This is a genomic window from Devosia sp., from assembly GCF_030689745.1.
Lineage (GTDB): Bacteria > Pseudomonadota > Alphaproteobacteria > Rhizobiales > Devosiaceae > Devosia > Devosia alba.
Genome location: NZ_JAUYGL010000037.1, coordinates 1 through 15,193, shown reverse-complemented (window position 1 = coordinate 15,193; position 15,193 = coordinate 1). Strand labels below are relative to the sequence as shown.

The following is a 15,193-nucleotide window of genomic DNA, read 5'->3' as shown; positions in this document are numbered from 1 at the left end:
CGTCCGGGCGTAGCGGGCACGGTATCCACCACCCCAGCCCGCGTGCACTACAATACCGGCTTCAAGGCCGACATTCTCGACATGGCCAGTTGCCTTGTCACCGTGCAGAATCCCTTCGGCTCGGACACCAAGCGCACCAATTTCTATGCCGCAACGACAACCCAGGCCGTCAGCGAATCCATTCGCTCAACCGATACTGGCCTTACCTGTGCCGTAGGGTTTCAGGCCGGTCCCGGCGTTATCAGTGTCATTGGTGGCGTGTCCGCCCAGAACCTTGACTACCAGGCGGCCCTTCCCACCGGGACCACCACGAGCACCCCCGTTTCCATCAATGGCTGGTCAACCGGCTGGCGCGCAGGCCTCGCCTATGAGATTCCTGAATACGCCCTGCGCGTCAGCGCCATCTACAATGCGCCCGTCCACTACACCCTCAATGGCACCGCCTACGGTGGCGCAGCATCAGCCGACGCTACCACGCCGCAATCCTTTGAAATACGCGGCCAGACCGGCATTGCCCCCGGCTGGCTGGCCCTGGGGTCGGTGAAATGGATGGACTGGTCCGTCCTGCAGCGCCTCACCGTCAACACCATTAACGGGCCGCGGGGCTCGGCCTTTGACTACCGTGACGGCTGGACCGTCACCGCCGGCATCGGCCATGCTGTCAACGAGCAGCTCAGCGTCGTCGGCACCTTGAGCTGGGATCGGGGCACCTCAACACCCGGCGCTGGCGGTGTGTTGATCTCAGGGACCCAGACCGACCGCTATGGCATTGCCCTGGGTGGCAGCTACAGTTTCTCGCCCAGTGTCCAGCTTACCGGCGGCGTTTCCGCCAGCACGCTGGGCGCCGGCTCCAATGCCCGGGGCGAGCGCTGGGATACCGGTTATGTCTTCGCCGTCAGTGGCGGGCTCAAAGGCTCCTTCTAGCATCCAGACCAGGGTCAATTGCCGGCCATTGGGCCGCCCGGAAATCCACCGGGCGGCCCATTTCATTCTTGCTGGTCACGCTGCCTGATCGGCATTATCGCCATCGACACCCATGCGCCGGCCCGATACCGTAGCGACATTCCTACAGCGTCAGTTTGGGTGTCACATGCAGGTCGGCGTGATTTATGCGGTCGTCGCCTATTCGGTCTATTCCTGCGGCGATGCCATCATCAAGGGCTTCGGACAGAGCCTGTCGATCTTTGAGATCGGCTTTTTCATCGCCGTTTTCTCGCTGCTGCCGGCGCTGTTCGTCAAACCCAGGGGTGAGCGCTGGCGCCACAGCTTCCAGCTGGTCCACCCGCGCCTCGTGCATCTGCGCGCCTTCACCGGCGTGGCTTCGGCCACCCTCGTCACCTACGCCTTCGTCAACATCCAATTCGCCGAGACCTATTCACTGGTCTTCATGATGCCCCTGTTCATCACCATCCTGTCGGTGCTGGTGCTCAAGGAGCGCGTCGACCTCACGCGCTGGGCCATGCTGGCCCTGGGTTTTGTCGGTGTCATGCTGGTGGTCCGTCCCGGCTTCCGCACCCTCGAACTGGGTCATCTCGCAGCGCTGAGCTGCGCCTTCTTCGGCGCCGCCACCACCACCATTTTGCGCATCATCGCCAGCAAGGAAAAGCGCGTCAGCCTCATCGCCATCCCCGCCCTCTATGTCGTGACCGTCAACGCCGTGCTGATGGCGCCAACTTTCCTTATGCCGACCCCAACCCAGTTTGCCCTGCTCGCTATCAGTGGCAGCTTCATCGGCATTGGCCACTTGCTGATCATCGCCGCCACCCGCAATGCGCCCGCCAGCCAGGTCGCGCCCATCCAATATGTGCAGATTGTCTGGGCCATTGCCCTGGGTGCCATTTTCTATGTCGAGTACCCCGACCTGCTGGCCTATATCGGCCTCGCCATTGTCGTGCTCTCCGGCCTGGTCAATGTGTTCATCGACGGCGCCCGCACCCGCATTGCCGGCCGCTTCGCCGAATACCGCGCCCTGCGCACCGGCCCGGTGACCAATATTACCGAAGTGCAGGGCCCCGAGGTCTAGGCCTTTATGCCCGCCGGGCCCTTGAAACGAAAATCCCCGCTTTCGCGGGGATGTCCAGTTCGTCGGCTCTAGAGTGCGGCGCGGACCGCCGCAATGGCTTCGTCCGCCTTGGACCCGTCCGGTCCGCCGCCTTGGGCCATGTCGGGACGGCCACCCCCGCCCTGCCCGCCAAGCGCCACTGTCGCCAGCTTGATCAGATCGCCGGCGGCGTAGCGCCCGGTCAGATCCTGCGTTACGCCTACGGCTACCGTGCCCTTGCCATCATCGCCCTTGAGCACGACGGTGACGACACCCGAGCCGATGCGCTGCTTTTCGGAATCGACCAGGCCCTTCACATCCCTGGCCGCGAGGCCTTCGACGGTGCGGCCGACATAGATGACGCCATTGACGGTCTCGTCTGCCGTGGCAGCCGATCCGGCGGCGCCGCCGCCGCCCAGAGCCAGCTTCTTGCGGGCGTCGGTCAGTTCACGCTCGATCTTCTTGAAGTTTTCCTGCAGCGCCGCGATGCGGTCAAGCACCTCATGGCTGCCGGCGCGCAGCAGGCCCGCCGCGGCATTGACGATCGCCACATTGGTATTGCCGCGATGGCGCGCCGCCGTGCCGGTGAGCGCCTCGATGCGGCGCACACCGGCGCCCACGGCGCTTTCCGCCACGATCGAGACCAGGCCAATGTCACCAGTGCGCCGCACATGGGTGCCCCCGCACAGCTCCACCGACCAGCCCAGGCCATTGCCTGTCGGCTCGCCCATCGCCACCACGCGCACTTCGTCGCCATATTTTTCGCCGAACAGCGCCCGCGCGCCCGATTCCTTGGCCTCGTCCACGCCCATCAGGCGGGTCTCGACCGGAGTGTTCTGCAGCACGATGGCATTGGCGATATCTTCGACCTGCGCCATCTCCTGCTCGCTCACCGGCTTGGTATGCACAAAGTCAAAGCGCAGCCGGTCGGGCGAGACCATCGAGCCCTTTTGCGCCACATGATCACCCAGCACGATGCGCAGCGCTTCATGCAGCAAATGGGTGGCCGAATGGTTCGAGCGGATCGCCGAACGGCGGTCATGGTCAACCACCAGCGTCACCGGCTGGCCCAGCTTCAGCGTGCCCTCGCCCACCGTCACCTTGTGCGCAAACACGCCGTGGAACTTCTGCGTATCGTCCACCCGCGCCGTCAGCCCGTCGCCATGCAGCGCGCCGCTATCGCCGACCTGGCCACCGCTCTCGCCATAGAACGGGGTCTGGTTGACCACGACAAAGCCGGTTTCGCCGGCGCCGAGGCTCGCCACTTCGGCGCCGTCCTTGATCAGCGCCTTGATTTCAGCTTCGGCACTTTCGGTTTCATAGCCCAGAAATTCGGTCGGGCCGAGCCTGTCGGCCAGTCCGAACCAGACCGTGTCGGTGGCCGCGCCACCGGCGCCCGACCAGCTCTTGCGCGCCTCGGCCTTCTGCGCGGCCATGGCCGCATCAAAACCCGGCTGATCCACGGTGATGCCGCGCGAGCGCAGGGCATCCTGCGTCAGATCGAGCGGAAAGCCATAGGTGTCGTAGAGCTTGAAGGCCGAACTGCCATCCAGCACGGCGCCTTCGCCCATCTCTTTGGTCTCGTCGGCCAGGATCTGCAGCCCGCGGCCCAGCGTCTTGAGGAAGCGTCCCTCCTCCAGCTTGACCGTCTCGGCGATCATCGCTTCGCCGCTGCGCAGCTCGGGATAGGCCTGGCCCATTTCCCGCACCAGTGTCGGCACCAGCTTGAAGATCACCGGCTCTTCGGCGCCAAGCAGCGTCGCGTGCCGCATGGCGCGGCGCATGATGCGGCGCAGCACATAGCCACGGCCTTCATTGGAGGGCAGCACGCCCTCGGCAATCAGGAAACTCATCGAGCGGAGATGGTCGGCGATCACCCGCAGACTGCGATTGCCCGGGCCCGCCATGTCCACGCCCGTTGCCGAGGCGGCGGCGCCAATCAGCGCCTTGAACAGGTCGATATCGTAATTGTCATGCACGCCCTGCATTACTGCCGCGACGCGCTCAATGCCCATGCCGGTATCGATCGAGGGGCGCGGCAGGCTGTCACGACTGCCATCGGCCTGCTGCTCATACTGCATGAACACCCGGTTCCAGATCTCGATCCAGCGGTCGCCATCCTCGTCGGGCGAACCGGGTGGGCCACCCCACACCTTGTCACCATGGTCATAGAAGATTTCCGAGCATGGACCGCACGGCCCGGTATCGCCCATCTGCCAGAAATTCGACTTGGCCCCGAGCCGCACGATCCGGTCTTCGCCCAGGCCAGCGATCTTTTTCCACAGCTCCATCGCCTCGTCATCATCCTGATAGATGGTGACCATCAGCTTCTGCTTGGGCAGATCCCATTCCTTGGTGAGCAGGTTCCAGGCCAGCTCGATCGCTTCGGCCTTGAAATAGTCGCCGAACGAGAAATTGCCCAGCATCTCGAAGAAGGTGTGGTGGCGGGCGGTAAAGCCCACATTGTCGAGGTCATTGTGCTTGCCGCCGGCGCGCACGCATTTCTGCGCCGAGACGGCGCGCGAATAGGGCCGCTTTTCGACGCCCGTAAAGGTGTTCTTGAATTGCACCATGCCCGCATTGGTGAACATCAGCGTCGGATCATTGCGCGGCACCAGCGGGCTGGAGGCCACGGCCTCATGACCATTGCGCACAAAATACTGGGTGAAGCTCGAACGCAGGTCGTTAACGCTGGTCATGAGAGGACTTTCATTCCAAGAAATGGCGCTCGCGCACCGCAGAGGTCGGCTGGCTTTCTATCGCGCGGCCTGCTGAAATGTCCAGCATTGCGGCGGCATTGCGACCCCGCATCTGCAGCACCCGCACGGCCCGCCTGCCTCCCAGCGATCAGCCACGGCCCATTCGCCCCGCCGCGAGCGCCCTCACCGGCCCGCAGAGCGCCCCGCGCCAGCAAAAAGGGCAGCGCTCGCGCGCTGCCCAAAAACACCCTGCATGGGAAGAATGACTGTCGGTCTTGCTGTCAGTCGTCGCTTGCCGTGTCGTCGCCGCCACCGGCGACCAGCAACACTTCGCCCAGCAGGCCCGAGCTTTCGCGCACACCCTGCTCGATGGCATTGGCCGCAGCCGGGTTGTCCTTGAGGAACTGGCGCGCATTCTCGCGGCCCTGCCCCAGGCGCTGGCTGTCCCAGGAGAACCAGGCGCCGGCCTTTTCCACGATCCCGGCCTTGACGCCCAGGTCGAGCAATTCGCCGGTCTTGGAAATCCCTTCGCCATACATGATGTCGAATTCAACCTGCCGGAACGGCGGCGCCAGCTTGTTCTTGACCACCTTGACGCGGGTCTGATTGCCCACGATCTCCTCGCGGTCCTTGAGCGCGCCGATGCGGCGAATATCCAGGCGAACCGAGGCGTAGAACTTCAGCGCATTGCCGCCCGTGGTGGTTTCCGGCGAGCCATACATCACGCCGATTTTCATGCGGATCTGGTTGATGAAGATCACCAGGCATTTCGACTTGGAGATCGACCCCGTCAATTTGCGCATCGCCTGGCTCATCAGCCGGGCCTGCAGGCCGGGCAGCGAATCGCCCATTTCGCCTTCCAGCTCGGCCCGCGGCGTCAGGGCGGCAACCGAATCGATCACCAGCACGTCAATGGCGCCGCTTCGCACCAGCGTATCGGTGATTTCCAGCGCCTGCTCGCCCGCATCGGGCTGCGAGATCAGCAGATCATCGACATTGACGCCCAGCTTGCGGGCATAGATCGGGTCGAGCGCATGCTCGGCATCGACGAAGGCGCAGATGCCGCCGGCCTTCTGGGCCTCGGCAATCACATGCAGCGCCAGCGTGGTCTTGCCCGAGCTTTCCGGCCCGAAAATTTCAACAATGCGGCCCTTGGGCAGGCCGCCAATGCCCAGCGCGATGTCGAGCCCGAGCGATCCGGTCGAGATCGACTCGACTTCAATCGCCGCCGCCTCGCCCAGGCGCATGATCGAGCCCTTGCCAAAATTGCGCTCAATCTGGCTGAGCGCCGCGGCAAGTGCCTTGTCCTTATCCATCGATCCACCTTCAACAACACGAAGCGACGCGTTAGCCATCAATTCTCTCCTTATTCCACGCTCTGTCAGGCTGCGCAACGCGCTGGCCGCTGGGCTGGGGGTGCATACAATGTGCTTTATTTGTTCTCATATTGTTCTATATCAGTCAAGGGACAAAATGAGAACATCGCGCAGCGGCGTGCTCCGGTACGGACAGAATCGGCAGCGCCGCACACCGCGTCCCTATAAGTATGATTTTTGGGCTTGCGTCATCGGGCCATGTTGCGTTTTATGCCCCGCAATTCTGCCCGTCCGGGCCTTCAGCGCAGGAGCCGCGCCGTGAATCTCATTCAGTTTCTCGATCTCGATGGCGATCGCGCCGTCGCTGCCGTGGTGGACGGTACTGCCCGCATCGTCAACGACACCGCCAGCGTCTATGACCTGACCATTGCCGCTCTCTCCAGCCATGGCGGCCTGGCCGCGCTGATTGAGGCCAAGGGCCTGGGCGACACCGTTGATCGCGCCGCCATTCTGGCCGAGGGCCGCATGCTGTCGCCGATTGATCACCCCGATCCGGCCCATCTCTACGTCACCGGCACCGGCCTGACCCATCTCGGATCTGCCGCCACGCGCGACGCCATGCACAAGGCCAGTGGCGCCAAGCCGGCAGGCGAGCTCACCGATTCCATGAAGATGTTCCAGATGGGCCTGGAACACGGCAAGCCAAGCGCCGGCGAAAAGGGCGTGCAGCCCGAATGGTTCTACAAGGGCAATGGCTATTCGGTGGTGCGCCCCGGCCATCCCCTGCCGTCTCCCGGCTTTGCCCTCGACGCTGGCGAAGAGCCCGAAATCGCCGGCATCTATGTCATCGACCAGAATGGCCAGCCGCGCCGTCTCGGCTTTGCTCTGGCCAATGAATTTTCCGATCACGTCACCGAGCGCATCAATTACCTCTATCTGGCCCATTCCAAGCTGCGCGCCTGCTCCTTTGGCCCCGAACTGCGCCTGGGCGATCTGCCGCACCATGTCGAGGGCATGTCCCGCATCTGGCGCGACGGCAAGGTGCTGTGGGAAAAGCCCTTCGTGTCGGGTGAGGACAATATGAGCCACACCATCGCCAATCTCGAATACCACCACTTCAAGTATGAGTTGTTCCGCAATCCCGGCGATGTGCATGTGCATTGCTTTGGCACCGCCACGCTGAGCTTTGCCGACGGCATCTCGACCCAGCCCGATGACGTGTTCGAGCTGGAAGCCAGCCAGTTCGGCGCCGCCCTGCGCAATCCCGTCCGGGTCCAGGCCGAGCACCCCCTGATTGTCGGCAACGTCTATTAACTTGCTGTCCGGCAACTAACATGTCAGTTTCCCGGCGCTTGAACGCGTCGGGAAACAGCATGGCTCGCACATTTGAAAAACGCCGGATTGGCCAGACCGATCTGGAAATCTCCACGCTGGGCCTGGGCTGCGCCAGCCTCGCCGGCATCTTCTCGGCCGTCCCGGCCGATCAGGCCCGCGCCACCGTCTCTCATGCGCTTGATGCCGGCCTGACCTATGTCGATACCGCGCCGCAATATGGTCTGGGCCGCTCCGAGCATCTGGTCGGCGACGTCATGCGAACCCGTCGCGAAGCTGCCGTGCTCTCCACCAAGGTCGGCCGCCTGCTCAGGCCGGTCAGCCCGGACAGCCAGGACAAGGGCGCCTGGGTCGATCCCCTGCCCTTCGATCAGGTCTATGACTATTCCTATGACGGCGTCATGCGCTCGTTCGAGGACAGCCTGCAGCGGCTCGGCGTCCACCGCGTCGACATTCTCTATGTCCACGATATCGGCGCTGCCACCCATGGCGTGGAGGCCAACAAGCCGCTATGGGCGCAATTGGCCAGCGGCGGTTATCGCGCCCTGCGCGAATTGCGCGACAGCGGCGTGATCGGTGCCATCGGCCTGGGCGTCAATGAGTGGCAGGTGCTGATGGATGCCATGGCCCTGGGCGACTGGGACGTTTTCCTGCTGGCTGGCCGCTATACCCTGCTCGAACAGACCGCCTTGGCGCCGTTCATGACCACGGCCGCCGCGCGCGGTTCATCCGTCGTCGTCGGGGGCCCGTTCAACTCCGGCATTCTGGTGGGCGGCACCACCTTCAACTATGCCAGGGCCCCCGAGGACATTGTCGCCCGCGTCAAGGCGATCGAGGCGGTGTGCCGGCAGTTCGATGTGCCGCTGCCCGCTGCGGCCCTGCAGTTCCCGCTCACCCATCCCGTGGTCTGCAACGTCCTGCCCGGCCCGCGCTCCCCGGCCGAACTCGATGGCATTCTCGACTGGTGGAATATCGACATTCCGGTCGAGCTCTGGACCAGCCTCGCCGCCAGGGGCCTGCTGGCGCCCGGCACGCCCATCCCCGGCGGCACGGCCTGATTGCATTTGGCCCTGTGCGGGCGCCAATGCCCGCGCCACCTCAGTTCAGATCGAGCGCATAACCTTTGAGCGTCGCCAGCGGTACCAGCCCCAGCACTTCCCTGTTGGTGGCCCGCAAATACACCCGCGGCGCCATGCCGGCCTGATGCGCCTGCACCCAGCGCCCGGCCACCAGGCACCAGCGATCCCCCGGCACCAGCCCCGCAAAGCCGAATTGCGGCATCGGCGTGCTCAGATCATTGCCCGCCGCCTTGGAATACACCAGAAATTCTGCGCTTGCCTCGATGCACACCAGATGCACCGCCGCATGGTCAGGGCCGGCCGCACAGAAGCCGGTGCGATAGAAGCCGGTCAGCGGATCGTGCGAACACGGCTGCAGCGCCTCGCCCAGCACGTTGATCTCGCCGGGCCCGGGAAACCGCCCCTGCTCGTTCAATGCACCTCGTCCTTACCCAGCTTCTGCAGCACTTCCTTGACCTTGGAATTGATCTGGTCGAGCGAATAGGGTTTGGGCAGGAATTCCACGCTCTGGTCATCCTCGATGTCGCGGCGCACGCTTTCCTCGGCATAGCCCGAGACAAAGATCACCTTGAGGTTCGGCATGGTCTTGCGCACCTCCTTGAGCAGGCTCGGGCCGTCCATTTCGGGCATCACCACGTCCGAGATCATCAGATCGATCTTGAAATCGATGTCTTCGAGCACTTCCATGGCCTCTTCGCCGCCATCGGCCTCAAACACCTCATAGCCCGTGGCGCGCAGCGCCTGGGCCGAGAAGGCCCGCACGCTTTCCTCGTCCTCGACCAGCAGGATTCGTTCATGCCCGGTCAGGTCGCGCACCGGCGCCGTCGCCGCGGCCACCTTGGCGGCCACTTCACTGGCACTGGCGACATAGCGCGGCAGGAAGATCTTGAATGTCGTGCCGATCCCCACCACCGACACCGGATAGATATAACCCTCGGTCTGCTTGACGATGCCATACACCGTCGACAGTCCCAGCCCGGTGCCCTTGCCCAGTTCCTTGGTGGTAAAGAACGGCTCGAAGATCTTGGCGATCACCTCCGGGCTCATGCCGGTGCCGGTGTCCTGCACATCGATCAGCACGTAATCGGCTGGCACCATGCCTTCAAAATTCATCGTCTCGACTGCGGCCCGCGCCACATTGGAGGTGCGCAGCGTGATCGATCCGCCATTGGGCATCGCATCGCGTGCATTGACCACCAAATTGATGATCACCTGTTCAAGCTGCACCACATCGGCGCGCACCGGCCAGATATTGCGGCCATGCTCGACACTCAGCGTGTTCTTCTCGCCGATCATGCGCTTGAGCAGCACAGTCAGGTCATCGACGATCAGCGGCAGTTCCAGCACCTGCGGCCGCAGCGTCTGCCGGCGCGAAAACGCCAGCAATTGCCGGGTCAGGCCGGCGGCGCGATTGGCATTCTGCTTGATCTGCATCAGCTCGCTGAACGAGGGATCGCCCGGCTTGTGCTTGAGCAGCAGCAGGTCGGAAAAGCCGATAATGGCCGTCAGCAGATTGTTGAAGTCATGCGCCACCCCGCCTGCCAGCTGGCCCACGGCCTGCATTTTCTGGCTCTGCGCAAACTGGGCTTCCAGCTTGCGCTGGTCGGTCATGTCCAGCGCATAGACATTGATCTGCTCGGGCGAGCCTGCGCTCATCTCCGAGGCCGACAGATACAGCCGCACCGCGTGGTCGCCCTCGACGCTGAGCAGCGCGTCGACCGGTTCGATCTCGGACATATGGGCCAGCGCGTCGCTGACGGCCTTGGCGAACCGCTCCCTGCTGCCTTCCCCGATCAGCCCGCTCAGCGGCTCCATCTCGATGCTTTTTTCTTCGCCCGCCCAGTGGAAAATCCGCCCGAACGGCGCATTGGTGCGGATGATCCGGCCTTCGGCATCCAGCGTGGCAATGGCAAACGGGGTATCGTTGAAAAAGCGCGAGAACCGCACCTCCGCCGCCCGCAATTCTTCTTCATTGTCCGGCGCGTTGGACTTGTCGAGCACCAGCGTGCGCGTCTCGCCCAGCTCGCCATCGGCCAGCCGTGCCGCCCGGTGCAGCAACCGCACCGGCAGGCTGGTGCCATTGCGCCGCACCAGATCGATATCGATGATTTCGGTGCGGATTTCGCCATCGCCGCGCCCGCGCATCAGCAAGGTCGAGCCATCGCCGCGCACGATGTCGGACATGCCCAGATGGCCCGAATTGAACTCGGCCAGATCGTAGCCCAGCCAGTCGCTCAGCGTTGAGTTCAGATACTGAATGCGCCCCTGGGCATCGGCCGAGAAGAAGCCTGCCGGCGAATGATCCAGATAGTCGATCGCCCGCTGCAGATCGCGGAACGCACTCTCATTATTGTCCCGGTCGCGGGTAATGTCTTCCACCGACCAGGTTACCAGCGGCTTGGTTGCCTCGTCGGATTCCGGCAGGGGCCGCACCCCGACACGATACCAAAAGGCCTTGTTGCTATGAGCCTGCGAGCCGCCCAGCCCGCCAATAATGCGGATATCCTCGACGGCGGCACGCCCGTCCTTGGCCGCCCGCGACAGGCGGTAAATGGCTTCGCTGGCGTCGGACTGCCCGGCGAACAGCCGGGGCACACCCACCGGAACGCCATTGGTCAGCGCCCCGCTGAAACTGCCATAATGGGCGTTCACATAGGAAATCTTGCCGTCGCGATCCGCCACCACCGCCCCGAACGGCAGGCTGTCGACCACCGCATTGGAAATCGTCCGCCGTTCCTCGCCATTGGCAAACCGGAACAGGCCGGCAGCCAGGCCGAACAGGCAGAACACGCCAATCACCGCCAGAACGCCGATAAAGGTCATGATCAGGTCGGGCGAGATATAGTCGCTGAACAGCGCCAGGCCGAGCGCGATCCCCACCAGAAACAGCCCCAGCAACACGACGCGCCACACGCCCGCACCGCTGCGGCCACTGACGATCAGCGGATCAGGATAAGAGTCCTCGCCGAGCGGCGTCGATGCCATGGGTCAATCTGCTCCGTAGCCAGTGAATCGGGCCGAATCAGGCGCCGCACCAAGGTCTAGCAAATGCCCCCCTGCAACGGGAGACAGAACGGCGTTTTCAACACCGCGCACGCGGCCAAACCCACATTAGGGGGCAAATCCTGCCGGCGCCAGCGTCTGCACGCCCCCGCCGGGCCATTTTGCCGGGGCCTCGGCCCGTCCGCAACAAACCCGGCGCCACTTGATTTTCCCGCCCGGCTCGCTATGTCAGGCGGCGAGGACGACCTCCCCTTCCATCCAGCTTGATTTCGGGACGACCCGGCATTGTTCTAAGGGTTTTCCATGCGCACCGCACGCGACCGTATTCGCCACACCGTCCTCTTTGAAATCTTCGGCCTGCTCCTCGTCACGCCTCTGGGCGCGCTGGCCTTTGCCATGCCCCTGCAGGATATCGGCGTCATCGGCGTTGGTGGCGCCACGCTCGCCATGCTCTGGAACTACATCTACAATTATGGCTTCGATCGGCTGATGCAGCGCTGGCGCGGCACCACGCTCAAGACCCTGCCCCTGCGTGTCCTGCATGCCATCCTGTTCGAACTCGGCCTGCTGCTCGCCCTGCTGCCGCTGATTGCCTGGTATCTGGGCATCACCCTGTGGCAGGCCCTGGTCATGGATATCGCGTTTGCCCTGTTCTACATGGTCTACGCCTTCGTCTTCAACCTGGCCTATGATCGGGTCTATCCCATCCCCGCGCCGAACCCGGCCTGATCGGGGCAGCGCTGCCGGTCGCCGCTAGCGTGATTTCCAGCCCGCGCCCTGCTTGAGCCGCATCACGAACCCGATCACCTCGGCCACCGCCTTGAAGTGTTCGTTCGGAATGGTGTCATTGATTTCCATGCTGGCGAACAGCGCCCGGGCCAGCGGCGGGTTCTCGACAATCGGCACGTCGTGCTTCTTGGCCAGTTCGCGGATTCGCAGGGCCACCGCATCGGCGCCCTTGGCGACGCATTGCGGGGCGCCCATCGCCCGGTCATATTTCAGGGCCACGGCAAAGTGGGTCGGGTTGGTGATCACCACGGTGGCATCGGGCACTGCCGCCATCATGCGCTGGCGCGCCTTGTCCTGGCGCAACTGCCGGATGCGGCCCTTCACCTTGGGGTCGCCCTCCATCTGCTTGTATTCGTCCTTGGTCTCCTGCAGCGTCATCATCTGCTTCTTCCACCATTTCTGGCGGACATAGAGGTAGTCGGCAAAGGCGATCAGCGTCACCACCGCCAGCGTCGCCATGAAAATCTTGATCCCGATTTCCTGGAATTCAAGCAGGATGACCCGGGGGTCCGCCGTCATCATGGTGTCGAGCCGGTCCCGCTCGGGCCAAACCGTGGCCACCACCACCGTCCCCACCACCCCGATCTTGAGCAATCCCTTGACGAAATTGACCAGCGACTCGCTGGAAAACAGCCGCTTGGCCCCGGCCTTGGGCGAGATCTTGGACAGTTTGGGCTTCAGCGATTCCGCCGACATCAGCGGGCGATGCTGGATCAGATTGGCAATCACGGCGGCAAACGACAACACCACCAGCGGAATTGCCACCGTGCCCAGCAGCGCCAGCGCCAGATTGTTGAAAAAGGCGCCAAAGCCCCCGCCATCGAGCGAGATGCGGTCCGCATTCATCATCACCAGTTCGAGCGAGCCCATCAGGCCCTGGGCCGCGCCCGGCGCCATCAGCGCGAATATCCCCGCCGACCCCAGCAGCATGAACCAGGTCACCACTTCCTGGCTCTTGGCGACATCACCCTTGGCGTGGGCGTCCTCGAGCTTCTTTTGCGAGGGGTCTTCGGTTTTGGAGGATTGTTCGGGGGCTTCGTCTGACATCAGTATGCCTCGCTATCCACGTCAGGGCGCGTCGAGAGCAGCGGTTGGCGAGAACCGGCGCGCAGCGTACATTGATGTACGTGAGCACCAAAAGCGCAGCCAATTGCTGCTCGCAGGCCGTTCGCACGTGGATGGTGAGGCATCCTCTAGCCTCGCCACATTGCGAGATGGTTCTCGAACCCGGCCAGATACCAGCCCATCATCATCGTCAGCAGCAGTCCGAACAGCAGCAGGCCCACCATGATATTGGCCGGCATCAGCACGAAATACACCTGCATGGCCGGCATCAGTCGCGCCAGAATGCCCGCCCCCAGATTGAACACCAGGCCGAACACGATGAAGGGCGCCGACATCTGGATACCGATGCTGAAGGCGCTGGCGACGGTCCGCAGCGCCAGTTGCGCGGCATCCTCGAACATGATCGGGGCATCGAGTGGAAAGGCGATGTAACTGTCATAGGTCGCGGCCAGCGCCATATGATGCAGATCGGTGGCAAAGATCAGCACCATGCCCAGAAAGCTGAGGAAACTGCCGAACACCGCCCCCTGCACCCCCACCTGCGTCGGGTCGGCTGTCATGGCGCTGGAGAGCCCGGCCTGAAACGCAATCACCGCGCCCGCCAACTGGGTCGCCATCACCGTGAGCCGCGCCACCGCCCCCAGCATGATGCCGATGGCCAGTTCGTGAAAGATCAGGCCGGCAATGGTCATCACATCGTCCGGCAGGACCGGCAGGCTCGGCGACAGCAGCGGATAGACCACCAGCGTAAAGGCCAGCGCAAAGCTCAGCCGCATGCGCATCGGGATCATGTCTTCGCCCAAGGCCGGCATCAGCATCAGGATGGCGCCAATGCGCGTGAACAGCAGAATATAGACAAAGGCCGTATTGGGTAGCCAATCGAGCCCGATCGTCACCCTCAGCCGCCCACGATGATCATGTCGACAACACGGTTCATATAGCCGCCCATGGTCGAGCCCAGGAATGGCAGGGTCAGCAGCATGGTCAGGAAAATGGCGATGATCTTGGGCACAAACACCAGTGTCTGTTCCTGGATCTGCGTCAGCGCCTGGAACAGCGCGATGATCACGCCGACCACCAGCCCCACCAGCATCATCGGCGAGGCGACGATCAGCAGCACCCAGATGCCATCACTACTGATATCGAGGACTTCGGCGCCGGTCATGATCGTCCTGTTCTGGGCAGCCGAATCGCCGCCCCGGCGCCATTCTAGCCCTAGATCGGCATCCGCATGATCTCTTCATAGGCGGAAATCATCCGGTCGCGCACCGAGACGAGCGTCTCCAGCGCCAGCTCGGTCTCAGCGACCGCGGTCACAACGTCGACGATATCGGCCTTGCCGACGGCCGCCTGAAGGCCGATGGCGTCGGTCTTTTTCCCCATATCCTCCACCGCCGACACCGCCTGCTTGAGCAGATCGTCGAAGCCCGCGGCTTCCGCCGCGGCTGGCGCCGGCTTCGCCGGATTGGCGATCCTCGAAGTCAGCGCATAGGCATTGGCGGCGGCGGCGGATGCAATGGCCATCGTTTTTGTCCTATCGTTTGGTCAAGGGCAGGCGGGCACCGTTACCCGCGCAATATGTCGAGGGTGCGCGCCAGCATGCGCCGCGTCGCCTCGACCACGTTGAGGTTGGCTTCGTAGCTGCGCTGCGCCTCGCGCATGTCCATCGTCTCGATCAGCGGATTGACGTTCGGCGTCGCGACATGGCCGTTGGCGTCGGCGGCGGGGTTTCCCGGCTCGTAGCGCGAGCCGAAATCGCTCTGGTCGAGCCGCGTCCCGCCCCGCCGCACCAGGCGCACGCCGAGCTCGCGGTCGAGCTCGCTGACGAAGGTGGGGATTCGCCGCCGGTAGGGTTCGCCGCCGGCTCCC

At 63.6% G+C, this 15,193-nt stretch carries 14 protein-coding genes; 5 read left to right on the top strand and 9 right to left on the bottom strand.

What is annotated here, in order from left to right; genetic code table 11:
* Positions 1-924: outer membrane protein transport protein (locus tag Q8O80_RS03570; protein WP_305577005.1), on the top strand; the 924-nt coding region annotated here is incomplete at its 5' end.
* Positions 925-1,102: 178 nt separating this feature from the next.
* The gene (locus tag Q8O80_RS03565; RefSeq protein ID WP_305577003.1) at positions 1,103-2,023 is read left to right on the top strand and encodes a DMT family transporter; all 921 of its coding nucleotides are present in this window, start codon (positions 1,103-1,105) and stop codon (positions 2,021-2,023) included.
* A 68-nt stretch (positions 2,024-2,091) separates the two neighbouring features.
* Here the strand turns inward: Q8O80_RS03565 and alaS are convergent, their stop codons facing one another.
* Positions 2,092-4,740 (bottom strand): alanine--tRNA ligase, encoded by a 2,649-nt coding sequence (gene alaS, locus Q8O80_RS03560; protein ID WP_305577001.1) that lies wholly within the window; start codon positions 4,738-4,740, stop codon positions 2,092-2,094.
* A gap of 281 nt (positions 4,741-5,021) precedes the next feature.
* A complete protein-coding gene (recA, locus tag Q8O80_RS03555) occupies positions 5,022-6,095 on the bottom strand; it encodes a recombinase RecA (protein WP_305576999.1) in 1,074 nt (357 codons plus the stop codon).
* Between the two features lie 279 nt (positions 6,096-6,374).
* Here recA and araD1 point away from each other — a divergent pair, with 279 nt between their 5' ends.
* Positions 6,375-7,370 carry an AraD1 family protein gene (araD1, locus tag Q8O80_RS03550; RefSeq protein WP_371136088.1) on the top strand — a complete coding sequence of 332 codons (996 nt, stop codon included), beginning with the start codon at positions 6,375-6,377 and terminating at the stop codon, positions 7,368-7,370.
* Positions 7,371-7,429: 59 nt separating this feature from the next.
* Positions 7,430-8,446, top strand: a complete 1,017-nt coding sequence (locus Q8O80_RS03545; protein ID WP_305576997.1) for an aldo/keto reductase — start codon at positions 7,430-7,432, stop codon at positions 8,444-8,446.
* 40 nt (positions 8,447-8,486) lie between these two features.
* On the opposite strand, the gene Q8O80_RS03540 is transcribed toward Q8O80_RS03545, so the two are convergent.
* Together Q8O80_RS03540 and cckA are read right to left on the bottom strand one after the other, a co-directional pair.
* Complete coding sequence (locus Q8O80_RS03540; protein WP_305576995.1) at positions 8,487-8,882, bottom strand: DUF2237 family protein; 396 nt, start codon at positions 8,880-8,882, stop codon at positions 8,487-8,489.
* The gene (gene cckA / locus Q8O80_RS03535) at positions 8,879-11,452 is read right to left on the bottom strand and encodes a cell cycle histidine kinase CckA (protein ID WP_305576993.1); all 2,574 of its coding nucleotides are present in this window, start codon (positions 11,450-11,452) and stop codon (positions 8,879-8,881) included. Before cckA ends, Q8O80_RS03540 begins: the two co-directional genes overlap by 4 nt.
* 321 nt (positions 11,453-11,773) lie before the next feature.
* Here cckA and Q8O80_RS03530 point away from each other — a divergent pair, with 321 nt between their 5' ends.
* Positions 11,774-12,199, top strand: coding sequence for a PACE efflux transporter (locus Q8O80_RS03530; protein ID WP_305576991.1), 426 nt, complete (start codon positions 11,774-11,776; stop codon positions 12,197-12,199).
* Positions 12,200-12,223: 24 nt separating this feature from the next.
* Here the strand turns inward: Q8O80_RS03530 and flhB are convergent, their stop codons facing one another.
* From flhB to Q8O80_RS03505, 5 genes are all read right to left on the bottom strand, one after another.
* Positions 12,224-13,306, bottom strand: coding sequence for a flagellar biosynthesis protein FlhB (flhB, locus tag Q8O80_RS03525; protein ID WP_305576989.1), 1,083 nt, complete (start codon positions 13,304-13,306; stop codon positions 12,224-12,226).
* A gap of 146 nt (positions 13,307-13,452) precedes the next feature.
* Complete coding sequence (fliR, locus tag Q8O80_RS03520; protein ID WP_371136087.1) at positions 13,453-14,220, bottom strand: flagellar biosynthetic protein FliR; 768 nt, start codon at positions 14,218-14,220, stop codon at positions 13,453-13,455.
* A 2-nt stretch (positions 14,221-14,222) separates the two neighbouring features.
* The gene (fliQ, locus tag Q8O80_RS03515; RefSeq protein ID WP_305576987.1) at positions 14,223-14,489 is read right to left on the bottom strand and encodes a flagellar biosynthesis protein FliQ; all 267 of its coding nucleotides are present in this window, start codon (positions 14,487-14,489) and stop codon (positions 14,223-14,225) included.
* Positions 14,490-14,539: 50 nt separating this feature from the next.
* Positions 14,540-14,848 (bottom strand): flagellar hook-basal body complex protein FliE, encoded by a 309-nt coding sequence (locus Q8O80_RS03510; RefSeq protein WP_305576984.1) that lies wholly within the window; start codon positions 14,846-14,848, stop codon positions 14,540-14,542.
* A 41-nt stretch (positions 14,849-14,889) separates the two neighbouring features.
* Positions 14,890-15,193, bottom strand: a 304-nt coding sequence (locus Q8O80_RS03505; RefSeq protein ID WP_305576982.1) for a flagellar basal body rod C-terminal domain-containing protein, incomplete at its 5' end; no start/stop codon positions are given.

What these genes read in the sequence shown, in the direction of transcription:
- Q8O80_RS03510 (WP_305576984.1), bottom strand. Translation starts at nt 14,848, where the DNA reads ATGGCCATTGCATCCGCCGCCGCCGCCAATGCCTATGCGCTGACTTCG.
- fliQ (WP_305576987.1), bottom strand. Translation starts at nt 14,489, where the DNA reads ATGACCGGCGCCGAAGTCCTCGATATCAGTAGTGATGGCATCTGGGTG.
- cckA (WP_305576993.1), bottom strand. Translation starts at nt 11,452, where the DNA reads ATGGCATCGACGCCGCTCGGCGAGGACTCTTATCCTGATCCGCTGATC.
- Q8O80_RS03545 (WP_305576997.1), top strand. Translation starts at nt 7,430, where the DNA reads ATGGCTCGCACATTTGAAAAACGCCGGATTGGCCAGACCGATCTGGAA.
- alaS (WP_305577001.1), bottom strand. Translation starts at nt 4,740, where the DNA reads ATGACCAGCGTTAACGACCTGCGTTCGAGCTTCACCCAGTATTTTGTG.
- recA (WP_305576999.1), bottom strand. Translation starts at nt 6,095, where the DNA reads ATGGCTAACGCGTCGCTTCGTGTTGTTGAAGGTGGATCGATGGATAAG.
- flhB (WP_305576989.1), bottom strand. Translation starts at nt 13,306, where the DNA reads ATGTCAGACGAAGCCCCCGAACAATCCTCCAAAACCGAAGACCCCTCG.
- Q8O80_RS03530 (WP_305576991.1), top strand. Translation starts at nt 11,774, where the DNA reads ATGCGCACCGCACGCGACCGTATTCGCCACACCGTCCTCTTTGAAATC.